Origin of the sequence: Rhodococcus sp. MH15 (assembly GCF_019266045.1) — a bacterium.
Classification (GTDB): Bacteria; Actinomycetota; Actinomycetes; order Mycobacteriales; family Mycobacteriaceae; genus Rhodococcus_F; species Rhodococcus_F qingshengii.
In genome coordinates, this window is sequence record NZ_LPNP01000071.1 from 154,270 (window position 1) to 170,159 (window position 15,890).

The following is a 15,890-nucleotide window of genomic DNA, read 5'->3' on the forward strand; positions in this document are numbered from 1 at the left end:
CGTGGACAGACTCACTACACGCACGAAGATCGTGTACGCCCTTCGCGGCGCGATCGCCATAGTCGTAGCCGTCGCCGCCGCCGTGACAATGGTTCTACGCGGTTCGGGAAATCTCGAGCAGAGCACCGACATCTTCGTCGCTGTTCCAGCCACAGCCGGTCTCATCAGCGGTGAAGCTCCGGTTCGGTACCACGGCGTCAACGTCGGCCGAATCGGCGAAATCGAATCAGGAACCGCCGAATCCGTTGTGCAGTTGCAGATTCAGACCGATGACGCGTCGAAGATTCCCGCTGACGTGGTGGCTCGCGTTGTTCCACGCACCTTCTTCGGCGACATCTACATGCAGCTCGTGGACAGTCCGAATGAGCAGGGCCAGACGACTCTGGCGGACGGAGACGAGATCCACATGGACGACGGTCCCGAAGCCGTTGCGCTCTACGACGTGTACACCAAGTTGGTGGGCGTCCTCACTGCGATGCAGCCCGAGAAGTTGCAGACAGCCCTGACTGCGCTGGGCCAGGCGCTCGACGGAAACGGAGCCGAGATCGGTACCACGATAGACAATCTCAGTGCCGCGTCCGGCGTACTGACACCCGCCGCACACCAATTCCTCGAATCGACACCCGAATTCAAGTCGGTCGTCGACGCGTTGGACCGTGCGACCCCCGACATTCTCGATACCTTGGCAGCCGCCACAACCGTCTCGAACGACATGGTCGCCAACAGAGCGAATCTCGAGTCCTCGATCGGCGCGGCCGCAGTCTTCGCCGCTACCGTCGACGATTTTGTCGGGGCGAACAACCGAAACATCATCACTGTGATCGATTCCGCCGGAAAGATACTCGCAACCACCGCGGCCAATCCCGGAGGACTGCGTTCCACCCTCGCCAATGCCAGTACGTTCGGCGCCGCGGGCGCTCGAGTCTTCGCCACCGGAAAGTTCGACATCACAGCAGTTGCCACGTTCGCCGAACCGCTCCCATACACGGGTGATGATTGCCCGCAGTACGGTGACTCGCGCGGAGCACAGTGTTCGGGCTCCAACCTGACGCCTGAACAACCCGTCAGTGCCCCGGTCGTGGGCGGCGTAGCCGAAGCGGCCCCCCTGCGGTACCTCGAAGATCAACTACTGGGCGGATCGCCGGAACCCTCGGATACCCCCAACCCGGCAACAACACTGATGTTGGGGCCGATGGTCAGAGGTAACGAGGTGACCGTCCCGTGAAGGTCCGTCCTGGCCAGGTAATTCGGTTGTCACTCTTCTGTCTCACCGGCGTCGCCTGCGCGTCGTTCGTGGCGAACACGTTGTCGGTCCCGGTTCGCGGAAGCACCGATTCGTACTCGTTCGAGTTCACCGACGTCGAAGGACTCAACCCGGGCAACCCGGTCACCATGTCGGGTGTGCGTATCGGCCGCGTGGACTCGGTTGCGTTCGCCGACAACGGAGGCGGGACGAGCAAGGCGATCGTCGACGTCGAAATCGAGTCGCGATATTCCCTCGAGTCGGATGTCCGTGCCGCCGTGCGCTACGGCGACATGCTCGGTGCTCGATATCTGGCACTGACGCAGGACGACAGCGCAACAACGGTATCCGCACGACAGCTCGAACCAGGTGACACGATACCGCTGGCGCAGACAACACCGCCGATCAACTTGACGGCCCTGATGAACGGGTTCAAACCGTTGTTCGCCGCGCTGCAGCCCGAGCAGGTCAACACGCTCACGCGAAGTTTTGTCGAAACCTTCAACGGCCAGGGCCAGGCAATGACCACCCTGCTCGACCAGATCGCGACCATGAGTTCCGGCCTGGTCGACCGTCAGGACGTCTTCGCGCAACTACTCACGAACATGAACACTCTTCTCACCTCCGTCGACGAGCGTCAACCCGAATTGGTCGGTCTGTTGGACGGTTTGAACGATCTGAGTATTTCCGTCGTCGGGCAGAACGATCAACTGGTCTCGCTCTTGGATCAGGGAAACCGCACTGTCTCGTCCTTGGCTCAGATCATGGCCGGGTCGAACGGTGCATTCGGTCAGACCGTGCAACAACTCGAAAGTGTCACCGGGAGTTGGATTGCGAGCACCGACGAGTTCAACAGACTTCTCGTCAACCTTCCCCAGTTCGCCGACGCCGCCAACCGGATTGGAAGTTACGGAAGTTTCATCAGCCTGTATCTGTGCAATTTCACTCTGAAGGCAGGCGACATGGAAGCCAACATCTTCGGTCCGACACACTCGCCGGTGTGCTCATGATGTTCCTGGTCAAGCTGATCGACGTGTTCGTCGGCATCATGCTCTTCCTGTTCAAAGGGGATCGCCGTCGCAGCGGTAGCGGCACCGCTCTCGCCCTGGGCAGTCTCGGAATCTTCGTTCTGGTGGTGGGACTCGGCGCCGCCTTGGGCATTCCGAAGCTCTGGTACAACGTACGCACGTCGGCATACACAGCCGAGTTAGCCAATGCCAGCGGGCTTTCCGACACCGATCCGGTTTACGTGGCCGGGGTTCCCGCGGGCCGAGTGGATTCGATCGACCTTGCCGGCGACCACGTCGTCGTCAACTTCCGCTTGGACAAGGACCAGCCTTTGGGAAACCAGAGCACGGCGACGGTCAGGCTCAAGACGGTCCTCGGCAAGCGCTACCTGGAGATCGTGCCGGCCGGAGTGGTCGACGACTCCGAGGCGCGGGTCATCCCGCTCTCCCGCACAACCGTGCCGTACAGCCTCGACGACGTCAGCAGTGATGCCACCACTGCGGCAACAGGCGTCGACCTACAGGCGATGGAGTCCATGATGAACACCCTTTCGCAGGTGATTCCCACTGATTCCGATCAGGTGGGCCGGGCTCTGGCCGGAATCAGCGGCGCCTCGGCGGCTTTCGCGCAGAACAGTGAACAGATCGACCAGATTCTCATCATGTCTCGTGAGCTGTCGGACATGGCTGCGGCACAAACCGATTCGATCGTCGGTACTGCGGCCAATGCTCAGACGATCGTTCGAACTCTTGCGATGCGCAAGGACGCACTGACTCAGCTGGTCGACAACCTGACAATCATCATCTCGAAGCTCTCCACCACTTTCGTCGATCGTCAGGACGAGTTCGGAGCCATGACCGACAACCTCGTCGCGGTCACCACCACGCTGAAGAACAACGCAGATCAGATCGACCTGCTGTTGACTCGTCTTCCTTCCGCGCTGCGTTCGGTCACCGATTCAACCGGCACCGGCAATTGGACCGACGTCAACGCGCCGGCGGCCGTGATCCCGGACAATCTGCTCTGCGCGCTCGGCATCATGGAGGGCTGCAAGTGAATACACGAAAAGCCGTCACGGCCATGCTGGTAGTGACCTTGGCGATCGCCCTGCCCGGTTGGTACATATTCGGACGAACAGATCAGTCCAAGACCGTCTACGCCGATTTCAGCTACGTCGGCGGAATCTACGAGGGAAGCAAGGTCACCGTCCTCGGAGTCGGCGTCGGGACGGTCACGTCGGTGGAACCTCGCGGAACTTCTGTTCGAGTAGCGATGTCGATGCCCGACTCCGTGGACCTGCCCGCCGACGCCTCGGCCTATGTCCTCAATCCATCGGTGATCAGCGATCGACACATCGAACTCGGCCCGGCGTACACCGGCGGAGAGACACTGAAAGACGGCGACCAGATTCCGATCGAACGTGCCCACTCCCCCATAGATTTCGACGGCTTGATGGGAAGCGTCAGCACTTTGGCCGACGCATTTGCCGGGGATGGGGGCAATCTCGGCGATCTCGTGAGCCGCGGCGCCGCCGGGTGGCAGGGCCAGGGCGATCAATTCAACACCGCAATTCGCAACCTCAGCACGGCAACCGGAGTTGTCGGCGCTCGGTCGGAAGACATCGGTGCCCTTGTCGACAATCTCAACACTTTGATGAATGCTCTGGACGCACGGCAGGTCAGCCTCGACGAACTTGTCGGCGACCTCGGCGTCCTGGGTGATCAATGGGCGAGCCAGAACATGGACATCTCACAGCCTCTGCAGGATCTGCAGGTGGTCTTCGACCAGTTGAACAGTTTCATGACAACTCACGGCGATGATGTCGGTGCCATAGCCGACAACGTGCGAGTTCTCGGTGACACTCTGGCTGCCAAAGAACCCGGCCTCGCCGAGTTCATGGACCTGGTGCCGTTGATGATGCAGAACCTCTCCCAGACAATCGGTCCTGATCAGCGCGGGCGCATTCGGCTCAACGTCTCGACTGCATTGACTCAGTTCGCGGTGGCGAAACCGCTGTGCGACACCTACAAGTTGCCGATCTGCACCGGAGCCGGGTTCACGAATCCGATTTCCTTCCCCCTCAGCACTTCTGATCCGCTCGGCATCGCCTCCGCGATTTCCGGCGGAGCCGTCCCCGGAGGTGGCAATTGACGCGGCAATCAGTTCGAATAATCGCCGGTATCGCGATCATCGGTGTGGGTTCCGCGGCCGTGTTCGCCTTCGGCGGCTGTAGCGCAGGCATTCAAGACCTACCCCTCGGTCGTTCGGCCGACGGTGACGCGTACAACGTGGCGCTGCAGCTGGCCGGCGCCGACGGCCTGGTGTTGGGAGCAGACGTCCGCAGCGGCCAGAAAGTCATCGGTCGAGTATCCGCGCTGTCAGCCGATGTCGTCGGAGCCGATGTGACTCTGAGTCTGGACGCCGCGACGCCATTGCCCGACAACGTCGAAGCTTCCGTCGAACTCCCGTCCGCACTTGGCAATCCGTTCATCAGACTCTTGGTGCCGGAAGTTCCGTCCGGCTCCACGCTCAGCGACGGAGACACAATTCCGGAGTCTCGCACCGAGATCGGTCCGCAGGTCGAAAGTGCGCTTGCCACCCTCGGCACGGTTCTGACCGGAAGCGGCATCGACCAACTCGATACCGTGGTGCGCGAGCTGAACACCGCGTTTTCCGGGCGCTCCGGTGAAGTTCGTTCTCTGACCGAGACCCTCACCTCGCTCATGGCAGAGGCAAGCAGTCACCGCAGCGAGTTCGACGAGGCCGTCGACCTCGCTGCCCGGGTCTCCTCCCAACTGGCCGGCCAACGCGTAGTTGTCGACAACTACCTCGATTCCGTTCCACAGGTGGTGTCGATTCTCGTGGGACAGAAGGATCAGATTGCGAGCCTGTTGAACTCGACCGTTCAGCTCGCCACCAACGCAAACACCATTCTCGACTCGTCTCCCAACGGCCTCGACGCGATGCTGCACGATGCGTCGACCGTTGTCGGGACTCTGGATTCGTTCAACTCGGAGATCGGCCAGACGCTGACGAACATGAACGGGTTGCTCGAAAACTTCACCGGTGCAGTGCAGGGCGACTACCTCGTTTTCGACGGCGCCCTGGATATTCCGGGAACGATCGACAAGCTCTGGAGCGGCGGTATGGCCGGTCAATCGATCGCACCAGCGGGAACTCTCACCGATCTACTTCAGGGAGGTCTGCGTTGAGTCGCCTTGCGCTTGTTCAACTTGTCCTGTTCGCTCTGATCGCTGCTGTGGTCATCCCTTTCGGGATCGTCTACGTGGTCGGCCCTCAGGGTTTCGGGGGTCAAATCCTGCTGCACGCCAACATGTCCGACGCCTTCGGACTGACCAAGGGCACGGTCGTCACGTATCGCGGCGTACAGGTGGGGAAAGTGAGTGAAGTCGAACTCGACGCAGGCACCCGCACGGCTCGGGTGGAACTCTCACTCAACGACAACACCGAGATACCTACCGACAGCGTCGCCAAGGTGACGATGGGGACCGCAGCCGGAATTCAGAATGTCGACATCTACCCCAACACAGACCACGGCCCGTATCTTAGGGACGGCGACGAGATCGCCATGCCCGCGGATCAGCAACCGGTCCAGATGAGCCAGTTGATGCTTCAGGCGTCCGGTGTCTTGGAAGGGATTGATCCACAAGCGATCAGCGACATCGGGACCGAGCTGGGGAATTCGTTCAACGGGCTCGGCCCGAGCTTGGCGACGATGATCGACAACGGTGGGACCATGTCGGCGCAGTTGAACGACCAGTCGGCCGAACTCGCTGCGCTGCTGTCGCGAACCTCCACGTTGGTGGACTCCATGGCGACACAATCGGATTCGTTCGTCCGGGGAATGGCAGCTGCCAAGAACTTCACCGAACAACTCGAATCCAATGCGCCGGTGCTGATCTACCTCACCGATCATTCGCCCGCCGCCCTGAACAGCGCTCAACAGTTGTTCGACAAGTACCACAACACTTTCGGAGCGGTCCTGGCCAATCTCGTCACTGTCGCACCGATCATCTCCGACCGCACAGAGGCCCTGGAAACCGGACTTGTCACGATTCCTGAAGGTCTCGCCAAACTGGCATCCATCGTCAAAGGCGATCGCGCCGACTTTGCCTTGGTTGCGACCCAGGGGCCGGTCTGCAACTACGACACCCCTCGGCGTGAGGTCGGCGATCTGTCTCCCACCAGTCCGAGTCTGGCGATGTACTGTCCCCCCGCCGACGACCTCGTCCAACGCGGAGCACAGAATGCTCCGCGTCCGAACGACCTCGGTTTGCAGAACTCGACCGTCCCGGGCACTCCGATCGGACCGCCCGTCGTCGCAGATCCGATTCTCGTCCCGACCGGAGTCGACGCCCTGAACTACTGGAGATTGATGTTGGAAGGACTGGGAAATGGCACACGGTGACAACGCACTACTCGACGAGACAGAAGCCGAGGTGGCCGAACATCCGACTTCTCCGTCGCTACTTCACCGCCTGAAGGAGCCACGCAACGCACTGATCTCACTAATGGCGGTAGCGCTGGTCGCAGCATTGGCGGTGCTCGGATTCCAGATGTACTCGGCGAATCAGGAAGACACGCTGCGGCAGGAGGCTTTGGACACCGCACGGGATTACTCAACCATCATGTCCTCCTTCGATTATCAGAACCTCGATGTCAACAAGGACACTATCGCCTCGATGTCGACCGACGAGTTTGCCGGCACCTACCGAACGATGGTGGATTCCCTGAGGGAAGTCGTTGCCGGGGGCCAAGGTCAGGCGAGCGCGACGGCGACAGACGTCGGCATCGGATCACTGGACGATTCGTCGGCCAAGGTGCTCGTGTTCGTCGACCAACAAGCCAAGAATGTCGCAGCGCCAGAGGGAAACACACAGAAGTACCGCATGGTCGTGTCCCTGGTCCGCTCGGGCGACCGGTGGCTCGTGAGCAACGTCGAGACCAAGTAACTCACCACACGCGGAGGAAGATCCATGCCCACTCACTACCTGGATTCGGAAAAGTCCGAGTCGTCGCTTCGCACCGATCAGACACGCATCACCATCACGGCCGAGCGTAGACGGTGGGCACGTAAGCCCGCACACATCACCGACGCACTCGATTTCTGGTCGTTCGCCGGAGCCGCTGCCAACGTCATCCTGCAACTCGGTTGGCCCGAGGTGGCGTACGGCGTCATGGAGAGCAAGGTCGAATCGGGTGCTCTGACAGCGCATCCGTGGAAGCGTGCACGAACCACGACGCAGTACCTGACGGTCGCGATCCTGGGTGACGAGGAAGAGCGAAAGGCTTACCGCGAGGCCGTGAACTCGGTGCACCGACATGTGAAGTCGGATTCAAACAGCCCGGTCAAGTACAACGCCTTCAATCGCGAACTCCAATTATGGGTTGCTGCATGCCTGTTCATCGGTTTCGAAGACAGTCATCAGTTGCTGCACGGCAAGATGTCCGAAGAACAGGCGGAGTCGTTCTACAAGTCCGCGTCAACTTTGGGAACGACGCTGCAGGTCACCGAAGAGATGTGGCCGGCCACACGTGCCGACTTCGAGCGCTACTGGAACCTCGGTTGCGAACGCGTCGTCATCGACGAACGCACCAAGCAGTACCTGATCGACTTGGTCAACCTACAGATGATCGCGTGGCCGATACGCCTGGTGTTCCGAAACTTGTTGCGGTTCCTGACGGTCGGATTCCTTCCACCGATCTACCGCGACCAACTCGATCTCGAGTGGACCGAAGACGACCGCCGCCGGTTCGAACACCTCTTCATTTTCGTGTCGTTCGTCAACAGGTTCATCCCACGCTCCGTTCGTCAGGCCGGCAACACCATTCAGATGCGCGACATTCGCCGCCGGATCAAGGCGAGCAAGAATCTCGTCTGAGCCAGCGGCGCGTTATTCGTTGTCAATTCTGCTGCCCTACAGGTAAATCGGGCCGGTCGGTCGACAACAGATCACGGCTGGACATGGGTTCCAGCACGACTGGAAACCGGGTCGAAAAGCCGACAAACCGGGCTGATTGAGTGTCACATTCGCCGCATATCGACGCCGTCGAGGCACGTTTAAGGTGACTTACATCACATTTTATCTCGTTTATGTAACGCCGGGAGAGGTGGCATATCGCCATGCGACCTGGGAAAACACTCTTTGATGCATTTCTGTTGCACAAACATGTGTCGACACGCCGACCCGTGACCAATCCGTAATCATCTCTTATGGTTGGTGACAGCCCGATCAACCGGGCATTACCGAATCGCCACCGCCCGTCCCACCCCGCGGTTCGGACTCGACAACATTCCTAGTGGTGGGAGCGGAGCTGAGACGGTCACCGTCCTCCGTCGGCGGGACTCGAGAGGATTTACCGAAAATGACCAAGACCACCGTTACCCGTGCACTTGCCTCTGTCGCCGCAGCCGGAGCCCTCGCGGCCGGAGCCCTCGGACTGAGCGCAGGCACCGCATCCGCAGCCACCCACGACTGGTCGGGTGTCGCAGAATGCGAATCTTCGGGCAACTGGGCCGCGAACACCGGAAACGGCTACTACGGCGGACTCCAGTTCAGCCAGAGCACGTGGGAGGCCTACGGCGGAGCGGGCAGCGCCGCCAACGCCAGCCAGGCAGAACAGGTCCGCGTTGCTGAAAACGTCCTTGCCGGTCAGGGCGCCGGCGCGTGGCCGGTGTGCGGACAGTACCTCCGCTGACCCCAGTTCGAGTAGTGCGTCACTGCCCGGTGTTCGTCGAGAATTCGACGGGCCCCGGGCAGCGTCGCACTAGCGACCTTCATGCCCCGCCTGATCCGGCCCCTCCGCCGCTGCTGTTGAAAGACATTACGGCGGTACGTGATCCGTCGGGATGACGCGGAGCGAGCGAGGTGTACCGACTCGCCTTCCGATCACGCATCAGCCCTCGGAGAGCCATCCACAATTTTTGGGCCGCCCTCGCCAACCGGTTGTGAGAACTGACCAGCGCAGCCGTAGAAGCGTACGGGATGGGGTCCTTACGCACGTAGTGCTCCATAACCCCAGCGTAGCCGTGTTTCGATGCCGAAATGTTCGTTTTCAATCGCTACCTCGCATCCCTCACGGCGACCGAACAAATCGATCCGGCGCACTCGATGGCCCATCCTTGACCAGGCGTGCAAACCGGTCGGGTAAATCGCGTGGCCCGAACACTTCTCGACCACTGTGTGACAAGAGACGGTCAACGCTCCACCACTCGAAGTGCTCGACCAGCTCGGCGGCCAGCGCTTCGCGCCCCAACGACCCACAGGGCTCGAATGCGGTCGCCACCGGCACGAGGAAGTAGTCGTTGATCGCACCACCCCAACCCGGCAATATCGCCGGGTCACGGATCTCCTCATGCCACACATGGGTGGCTGCGCCGTAGTCGCGCAAGCCGATCTCCTCGTCCAATTCGCGCGCGAGCGCCTCGGACGGGGTTTCGTCTCCTTCCAAGCCTCCGCCCGGAGGACACCAGACCGTCAGCCCTCCCCCGGGCGCGATGAATCGGTAAAGCAGAAGACGGGACTGGTCGTCAACGACCAACCCCCTGGCCGAATGCCTCAGACGCATGAGTGCCACTGTAAGCCAGCAGGTCAGGCCATAACGGCCAACTCCGGCAGTCCGGCAACCACAACCGCGAGGTTGTATCCCGACATCCGCAGTTCTCCGTTGTCTCCGGTCCTCGCGTACTCCGCATGCCCGAACGCCCGCTCGTGTTTCACTCCATCCGGGGTGATCCCCTCGGCCGTGGACAACCGATGGAACTCGGTGCGCGTCGGATCGCCACCGAAACGGCCGAACCCCGCGATACTGTCGCCTTCCGCTTTCATGACGTAGACGTGCCGGTCGGCGATACCGAGGTCCGACTCCACCTTGGCTCGCACCCCGGGTGAACCGTAGAACACCACGTCGTCGACCGCTGCGCTTGCCCCGCGTTGCAGCGCAAGAGAAGTCGCGAGGGATCCGTAGGAGTGGCCCAACGCGGTGATATGGACTCCGTCGTTGACCGACGCGGCACGAAGACCGTGAAAGAAGCTACCCAATGCGTCGGCGGCTATGCCTGCTTTGGACGATCGACTGACGTCGAAGCTGGCCCGACCGATGTCGAACTTTCCCGGCCCGATCACCTGTGGCGCGTCATATCCGATCCAGGCGATGGTGGCCACGCTTTCCTTTCGGCCGGCCAGTTCGAGCTGCTGCATCGCCTCGGCTCGTAATCGCGTTGCCTCTCCGACCATTCCGCGCATCGAGTCCTTGACGTTGGTGTTCAGTCCGGGAATCGTCACGGAGATGTGATCCGCTGTGTCCGGATCACCGATCGCAATTGCAGCGAAGCCGCGTTCGCCCGAGCGCATGTCCATGAGCAGTAACCGTCGATCAGGTTCGGCGCGAAACAACTCGTCGAGCGCGTCCAGATCCTCGAGTTTGCGTTCGGCGTACCACTGGCCCGCCCCGGTGTTACTCAGTCTGCCGCCGAAGAACTCGCGGTGAAGTTCTTGCGAGATTCGGACTGAATCATCTTGCAGCCGTGCTCGTTCCGATTGAATTCGATCGAGATTGGCCGGGCTGCGAATCACAGCAGGAATGCCGTCGAGGTTGGCGATCAGGCCTGGTGCATGACGCAACATCTGACGCTGCCGATCAGGGCTGAACGCTCGCCACTCCTCCCCCACACGCACAGCTTTGTCACGGAGGTCGGTGCCGACCTGAGACCGCAGAGACAACGCATGATGAAGATCCGCGCTGACCAGCAGTGCCTCACCGATCAGTTCTCGAACTGCGACCTCGAGCAACTGGGCGTGCACGTGGAGCGGGTGACCGTCGGCGATGGGCGCAATGGCAAAGACGGTTCCATCCTGACGAATATGCAAGTCGTCGGCGACGGCCTCTTTGCGCAGCGTATCCAGCCGTCGACGGATGTCGCGAACGCGGTGAGCGACCAGAACGCCTTCCAACCCAGCAGACAGTTGATCCAAGGCTTCGACGTCCCATACGTCGATATCTGTGAGATCCACTCGGGTCAGGACGAACGAGCAGCGATCCGAGCCTGTACTTCCGGGCGACGCAACGGAGGGACGGTCTGAGGTGGCTGTCTGCGAGGCGGCAACGCACTGAGCAGGCGCGTCGTCGTTTCGGTCACCTCACGCACCGCCTGTTCGAAGGCGTCTCGGTTCGCGTCGGACACCTTGGCTATTCCGCTCACCTTACGTACGTATTGGCGAGAGGCCGCTTCGATCTCCTCCGGCGTAGCAGCGGGCTCGAGTCCACGAAGTTCAGTGATGTTTCGGCACATAATTCGACGATAACCCTGCTCACCGACGCCGTCACGGTTCGATACATCAATGTATCCAAACTGCCACGCAGATCCGGGCATCACGGTAGTTTCAGTGAAATTCCCCCAGTGACTGGAAGTAGCCACTAACTCATGGACTCTGCACTCACCTCCGTCGGCCTACCCGCCGCACTCGCCATCATCATGTTCGGCCTCGGGCTTTCCTTGACGGTCGGAGATTTTGCCCGCGTGGCAAAAGCGCCGAAAGCCGTCTCGATTGCCCTGATCTGTCAGTTGTTGTTGCTCCCGGCCGCGGCCTTCGGTCTGGTCACGTTGTTCGACCTCGACCCACTGCTCGCTGTCGGCATGATGCTCCTCGCCGCATCACCGGGCGGCACCACGGCAAACCTGTTCAGCCATCTGTTCCGCGGCGATGTCGCTCTCAATGTGACACTCACTGCGGTCAATTCGGTGATAGCGGTGGTCACCCTTCCGCTCATCACCAACTTCGCGTTGGGCTACTTCGAACCCGAGGACGCGGACGGCACCCTCGGACTGCAGTTCACGAAGGTACTTCAGGTCTTTGCCGTCGTACTGATTCCTGTCGCCCTCGGAATGTGGGTTCGATTGCGCTCGAGCGCCTTTGCCGAGCGCATGGACAAGCCCGTCCGCATCGGATCCGCGGTGGTTCTGGCACTGGTGATCGTCGGAACGGTTGTTTCCGAGCGCGAGAACATCGCGGACTATCTCGTCGACATCGGCGTCGTCGCTGCCTTGTTCTGCCTACTGAGCCTCTCGATCGGTTACGTCGTTCCCCGGATATTCGGCATCGAGGATCGTCAGGCCATCGCCAGTTCCATGGAAATCGGCATCCACAACAGCACGTTGGCGATCACCATCGCCGTCAGTCTCCTCGACAACGTGCAATTGGCAGTGCCGGCCGCGGTGTACGGCGTTCTGATGTTCCCGCTCGCTGCAGCCTTCGGCGCCGCCATCACCCGAAAGTCACGGACCATGGCCGAAATCGACTAATATCAGGCGGTTTTCGATATAGGTGATCTGGTATCGCCAACCCTACGATCGATACGGACTCAGACCGAAGGGTATCGAAAAAATGCTGACCAACACACCTACCGTGCCGGACGAACGCGTCTGGCAAGAGCTAGTCGACGCACTTACCCGTCGCCAATTCGGCATCGGAGCCGGGATGGCAGCAGTCGCAACTATTCTGTCGTCCTGCAGTTCCAGCGACGGTTCAGGGGCCGATGATGACGCTCAAATGCGCACCGTCACCACGCCGTTGGGGACCTACGACATACCTACCAACCCCAAGCGGGTCTTGGCCGTCGACGCCCGAACCGACCTCGAGCTCGCCATTGCCCTGGAACTACCGGTGTTCGGATACAACATCTCGCCCGTCACCAAGTGGGTTCCCGCCGACGGCTCGGCCGAATACCTCAGCGACAAGCCCAATCTGGAGCAGATCCTCGGACTCGCACCCGATCTCATCATCTGCGTCAACGCCGACAACGAGTACTGGCCCGCTGCAAAGCTCCAAGCCATCGCTCCTGTCCTGACGACCGAATCGAAGCAGACGTGGCGGGAGAACCTGACCCAGCTCTCCGATTGGCTGGGCCGAACACCCACCATGGATCGCCTGATCACCGACTATGACGCTCTGATCACCGACATTCGCACTCGACACGCTTCCGCGATCGCGGGCAAAACCGTCGCAAGCTTGTCCTACAGTCCGGACAAGGCCACGATCTACATCGACAGCCTGCCCGTGTCGGAGGAAACGGGAAAGAAGAATCGTCAACCCACCGACATGACGCTCGCCGATATCGGCGGAAGAACATTGAACACAACCGGTTTCGACAATCAGGGACGACTGAGCATCGAAGAGATGGATCGTCTGCAAGGCTGCGACGCGTTCATGGTTTCTGTCACAGACAGCAATGACACCACCTTCGAACAACTCTCGGACACCAAGTTGTGGCAAAGACTTCCGGCTGTGCAGGCCGGGAACGTCACCGTTCTGCAAGGAAGTACGTACTACGGGTCCATCTACACCAACATGTACGTCGCCAAGGGCTGGGACGATCTCTATTCGACGCTCGACTGATCAGACTTGTCCGTGGAAATGCCGGCCGCTCCCGCGCGGTCGGCATTTCACGTTTCGAGGTCGATGCCCAACGCTCCGGAGAGGGTCCGCAGACAGATCACTCTCAACTCTTCCTGCGGTATGGAAGGTTGATCGAGCCAGTCGAGGCAGACAGCTCGGACGAACGCGATCCATCCCCGAACTGCAACGGCAGCGAGCTGTCTTCTTTCGCCCTCGAATCCCAGTGCATCGAGGATTCGAATCTGCTGCTGTTCGAGTTCGCGCTCGACAATCGCCCGGATACCGGCCTCGGCCGAGAGCGTCCCGACGTTGATGGCGCGCACTCCCCTGCTGTGCGACTTCACGTACGCGAAGTAGGCGTCCAACCCGGCTGCCACCTGTTCGCGCACCGGTAGCGTCGCATCGGGTGCGGTCACCTCGAGCAGGTGCTGCGATTCGCGCTCGACGATTGCGGCGAAGAAGTCTCGCTTGGTCGGAAAATAGTGGTACATCAACCCGCGCGAGACGCCCGCAATCTCGGCGACCTCTTCGATCCACACATCCTCGTACGAGCGATCGGCAAAAAGTTGCGCGCCGATGTCGAGCAACTGCGTGCGCCGCTGCTCTCGGTCCAGGCGTTTTCGTGGTGCGACCATAGGCAAGTCAGATTACTACTTGACACCGATTCAGTAAGGCGTACTTTGCGTACTAGACATCAATTCAGTAAGCGATCTCACCCCGGGGGACACACAATGAGCGTCGACACCACTCCAGAGGCGACGACCGATGCTCGGATCCCGCATCCGGCGTGGCGCCTGCCGGTCCTCGGGGACGTTCTCGGGATCAATATCCGGACACCGCTGCAGAACTCCGTGAGCATCGGCCGCGAACTCGGCCCGATCTTCGAGAGAAATGTCCTGGGAAATCGCTTCGTCTTCGCCTCGGGCGCGGACATGGTGGCAGAACTGTCCGACGAGTCCCGGTTCGCGAAGCACCTTGCACCTGGAGTCAAAGCACTCCGCGGAATCGGCGGCGACGGCCTGTTCACGGCGTACAACCACGAACCCAACTGGGGCAAGGCGCACAATCTCCTGGCACCGGCGTTCAGCCAGACTGCGATGCGCTCGTACCACCGCACCATGCTCGACGTGGCCGGCGAGTTGGTCGACCATTGGGACAGTCGTGAAAGTGACTCCCCCATCGACGTCTCCGCAGACATGACCAAGCTGACGCTGGAGACCATCGGACGCACTGGATTCAGCTACTCGTTCGACTCCTTCGAACGTGAAGAACAGCATCCGTTCGTCAAGGCAATGGTCGGCGCACTCTCCCATTCGCAGCGCACGACGTTCCTGAAGTCGACCGCCCTCGGGCGAGTGCTCGCACGTCGCGCCGATCAACGTGACGAGGTCCGCAAGGCGTACATGGCCGAGGTTGTGGACGAAGTGATCCGTGCCCGGCGGACAAGTACCGAACCGGGGCCCGAAGATCTTCTCGAACTGATGCTGCGGGCGGCACGCGAGAACGATCCCAACCGTATCGACGAACTGAACATCCGCCATCAGGTCGTGACCTTCCTCGTCGCCGGACACGAAACGACCTCCGGCGCATTGTCGTTCGCGCTGTACTACCTGTCACGAAACCCTGACGTGCTGGCCAAGGCGCAAGCCGAGGTCGACAAGGTATGGGAGGGCGAGGAGCCCGCCTTCGAGAAGATCGCGAAACTTCGATACGTACGACGCGTCCTCGACGAATCATTGCGTCTGTGGCCGACCGCTCCCGCCTACGGGCGCGCGGCGCTCGAAGACACGACGCTCGTCGGCAAGTATCCGATGAAGAAGGGCGATTGGATGCTCGTGCTCATCCCCTCACTTCATCGTGATCCGGTGTGGGGCAACGATCCCGAGGCGTTCGATCCGGATCGCTTCCTGCCCGCCAACATCAAAGCCAGGCCGGCGCACGTGTACAAGCCGTTCGGAACAGGTGAACGCGCCTGCATCGGAAGACAATTCGCTATTCACGAAGCGGTCCTCGTGTTGGGCACCATCTTGCAGAAATACACGATCGAGGCCGATCCGGACTACGAGTTGAAGGTAGCCGAACGGCTCACCCTGATGCCCGAAGGCTTCAACTTGACGGTCCGCCGACGCTGACCTCGCAAAACTGCGTCGCGCAACTCGGTTGAACAGTCCCGAATGCGGTAATCCCTGAGGTGGCAGCAGCGAGCACCGGCGCACCCTGGG

At 60.8% G+C, this 15,890-nt stretch carries 15 protein-coding genes and 1 pseudogene; 12 read left to right on the forward strand and 4 right to left on the reverse strand.

Annotated elements, in window-relative coordinates; genetic code table 11:
- The first annotated feature begins 1 nt into the window (after window position 1).
- The 9 genes and pseudogenes from ATN37_RS19750 to ATN37_RS19790 form a co-directional block, all read left to right on the forward strand.
- Complete coding sequence (locus ATN37_RS19750; protein WP_007734237.1) at window positions 2-1,225, forward strand: MCE family protein; 1,224 nt, start codon at window positions 2-4, stop codon at window positions 1,223-1,225.
- Window positions 1,222-2,253, forward strand: coding sequence for an MCE family protein (locus tag ATN37_RS19755; protein WP_058039203.1), 1,032 nt, complete (start codon window positions 1,222-1,224; stop codon window positions 2,251-2,253). The genes ATN37_RS19750 and ATN37_RS19755 overlap by 4 nt, the downstream gene beginning before the upstream one ends.
- Entirely contained in the window at window positions 2,253-3,308 is a 1,056-nt protein-coding gene (locus ATN37_RS19760; protein ID WP_007734231.1) for an MCE family protein, read from the forward strand. The genes ATN37_RS19755 and ATN37_RS19760 overlap by 1 nt, the downstream gene beginning before the upstream one ends.
- Window positions 3,305-4,402, forward strand: coding sequence for an MCE family protein (locus ATN37_RS19765; protein WP_003945762.1), 1,098 nt, complete (start codon window positions 3,305-3,307; stop codon window positions 4,400-4,402). Before ATN37_RS19760 ends, ATN37_RS19765 begins: the two co-directional genes overlap by 4 nt.
- Window positions 4,399-5,463: an MCE family protein gene (locus ATN37_RS19770; protein WP_081557375.1), complete on the forward strand. Its 1,065-nt coding sequence runs from the start codon at window positions 4,399-4,401 to the stop codon at window positions 5,461-5,463. The genes ATN37_RS19765 and ATN37_RS19770 overlap by 4 nt, the downstream gene beginning before the upstream one ends.
- Entirely contained in the window at window positions 5,460-6,680 is a 1,221-nt protein-coding gene (locus ATN37_RS19775) for an MlaD family protein (protein ID WP_058227636.1), read from the forward strand. The genes ATN37_RS19770 and ATN37_RS19775 overlap by 4 nt, the downstream gene beginning before the upstream one ends.
- Window positions 6,667-7,224 carry a hypothetical protein gene (locus ATN37_RS19780; protein ID WP_047269603.1) on the forward strand — a complete coding sequence of 186 codons (558 nt, stop codon included), beginning with the start codon at window positions 6,667-6,669 and terminating at the stop codon, window positions 7,222-7,224. Before ATN37_RS19775 ends, ATN37_RS19780 begins: the two co-directional genes overlap by 14 nt.
- A 24-nt stretch (window positions 7,225-7,248) precedes the next feature.
- A complete protein-coding gene (locus tag ATN37_RS19785) occupies window positions 7,249-8,154 on the forward strand; it encodes an oxygenase MpaB family protein (protein ID WP_003945519.1) in 906 nt (301 codons plus the stop codon).
- A gap of 484 nt (window positions 8,155-8,638) precedes the next feature.
- Window positions 8,639-8,965 (forward strand): annotated as a pseudogene (locus ATN37_RS19790) (transglycosylase family protein); the annotation flags it as partial.
- 384 nt (window positions 8,966-9,349) lie between these two features.
- Here ATN37_RS19790 and ATN37_RS19795 read toward each other — a convergent pair.
- Genes ATN37_RS19795 through ATN37_RS19805 form a run of 3 tightly spaced genes read right to left on the reverse strand, consistent with a single transcriptional unit; the run spans window position 9,350 to window position 11,564 of the window.
- Window positions 9,350-9,841 (reverse strand): NUDIX domain-containing protein, encoded by a 492-nt coding sequence (locus ATN37_RS19795; RefSeq protein WP_080961083.1) that lies wholly within the window; start codon window positions 9,839-9,841, stop codon window positions 9,350-9,352.
- A 23-nt stretch (window positions 9,842-9,864) separates the two neighbouring features.
- Window positions 9,865-11,286: an alpha/beta hydrolase gene (locus ATN37_RS19800; RefSeq protein WP_081557374.1), complete on the reverse strand. Its 1,422-nt coding sequence runs from the start codon at window positions 11,284-11,286 to the stop codon at window positions 9,865-9,867.
- 5 nt (window positions 11,287-11,291) lie between these two features.
- Window positions 11,292-11,564, reverse strand: a complete 273-nt coding sequence (locus ATN37_RS19805; protein ID WP_003945457.1) for a DUF2277 domain-containing protein — start codon at window positions 11,562-11,564, stop codon at window positions 11,292-11,294.
- Between the two features lie 132 nt (window positions 11,565-11,696).
- Here ATN37_RS19805 and ATN37_RS19810 point away from each other — a divergent pair, with 132 nt between their 5' ends.
- Both ATN37_RS19810 and ATN37_RS19815 read left to right on the forward strand, forming a co-directional pair.
- On the forward strand, window positions 11,697-12,575 hold the full coding sequence (locus ATN37_RS19810; RefSeq protein ID WP_003945620.1) for a bile acid:sodium symporter family protein: 879 nt from the start codon (window positions 11,697-11,699) through the stop codon (window positions 12,573-12,575).
- An 82-nt stretch (window positions 12,576-12,657) separates the two neighbouring features.
- Window positions 12,658-13,668 (forward strand): ABC transporter substrate-binding protein, encoded by a 1,011-nt coding sequence (locus ATN37_RS19815; protein WP_064688698.1) that lies wholly within the window; start codon window positions 12,658-12,660, stop codon window positions 13,666-13,668.
- Between the two features lie 47 nt (window positions 13,669-13,715).
- Here ATN37_RS19815 and ATN37_RS19820 read toward each other — a convergent pair whose 3' ends face one another.
- Window positions 13,716-14,303: a TetR/AcrR family transcriptional regulator gene (locus tag ATN37_RS19820; protein WP_003945528.1), complete on the reverse strand. Its 588-nt coding sequence runs from the start codon at window positions 14,301-14,303 to the stop codon at window positions 13,716-13,718.
- A gap of 96 nt (window positions 14,304-14,399) precedes the next feature.
- Between ATN37_RS19820 and ATN37_RS19825 the strand changes: the two genes are divergently transcribed.
- Window positions 14,400-15,800, forward strand: a complete 1,401-nt coding sequence (locus tag ATN37_RS19825) for a cytochrome P450 (RefSeq protein WP_007734205.1) — start codon at window positions 14,400-14,402, stop codon at window positions 15,798-15,800.
- Window positions 15,801-15,890 lie beyond the last annotated feature (90 nt).

Bases quoted from the DNA above. Each gene is read 5' to 3' on its own strand.
- ATN37_RS19760 (WP_007734231.1), top strand. From the start codon at position 2,253: ATGTTCCTGGTCAAGCTGATCGACGTGTTCGTCGGCATCATGCTCTTC.
- ATN37_RS19780 (WP_047269603.1), top strand. From the start codon at position 6,667: ATGGCACACGGTGACAACGCACTACTCGACGAGACAGAAGCCGAGGTG.
- ATN37_RS19785 (WP_003945519.1), top strand. From the start codon at position 7,249: ATGCCCACTCACTACCTGGATTCGGAAAAGTCCGAGTCGTCGCTTCGC.
- ATN37_RS19795 (WP_080961083.1), bottom strand. From the start codon at position 9,841: ATGCGTCTGAGGCATTCGGCCAGGGGGTTGGTCGTTGACGACCAGTCC.
- ATN37_RS19805 (WP_003945457.1), bottom strand. From the start codon at position 11,564: ATGTGCCGAAACATCACTGAACTTCGTGGACTCGAGCCCGCTGCTACG.
- ATN37_RS19810 (WP_003945620.1), top strand. From the start codon at position 11,697: ATGGACTCTGCACTCACCTCCGTCGGCCTACCCGCCGCACTCGCCATC.
- ATN37_RS19815 (WP_064688698.1), top strand. From the start codon at position 12,658: ATGCTGACCAACACACCTACCGTGCCGGACGAACGCGTCTGGCAAGAG.
- ATN37_RS19820 (WP_003945528.1), bottom strand. From the start codon at position 14,303: ATGGTCGCACCACGAAAACGCCTGGACCGAGAGCAGCGGCGCACGCAG.
- ATN37_RS19825 (WP_007734205.1), top strand. From the start codon at position 14,400: ATGAGCGTCGACACCACTCCAGAGGCGACGACCGATGCTCGGATCCCG.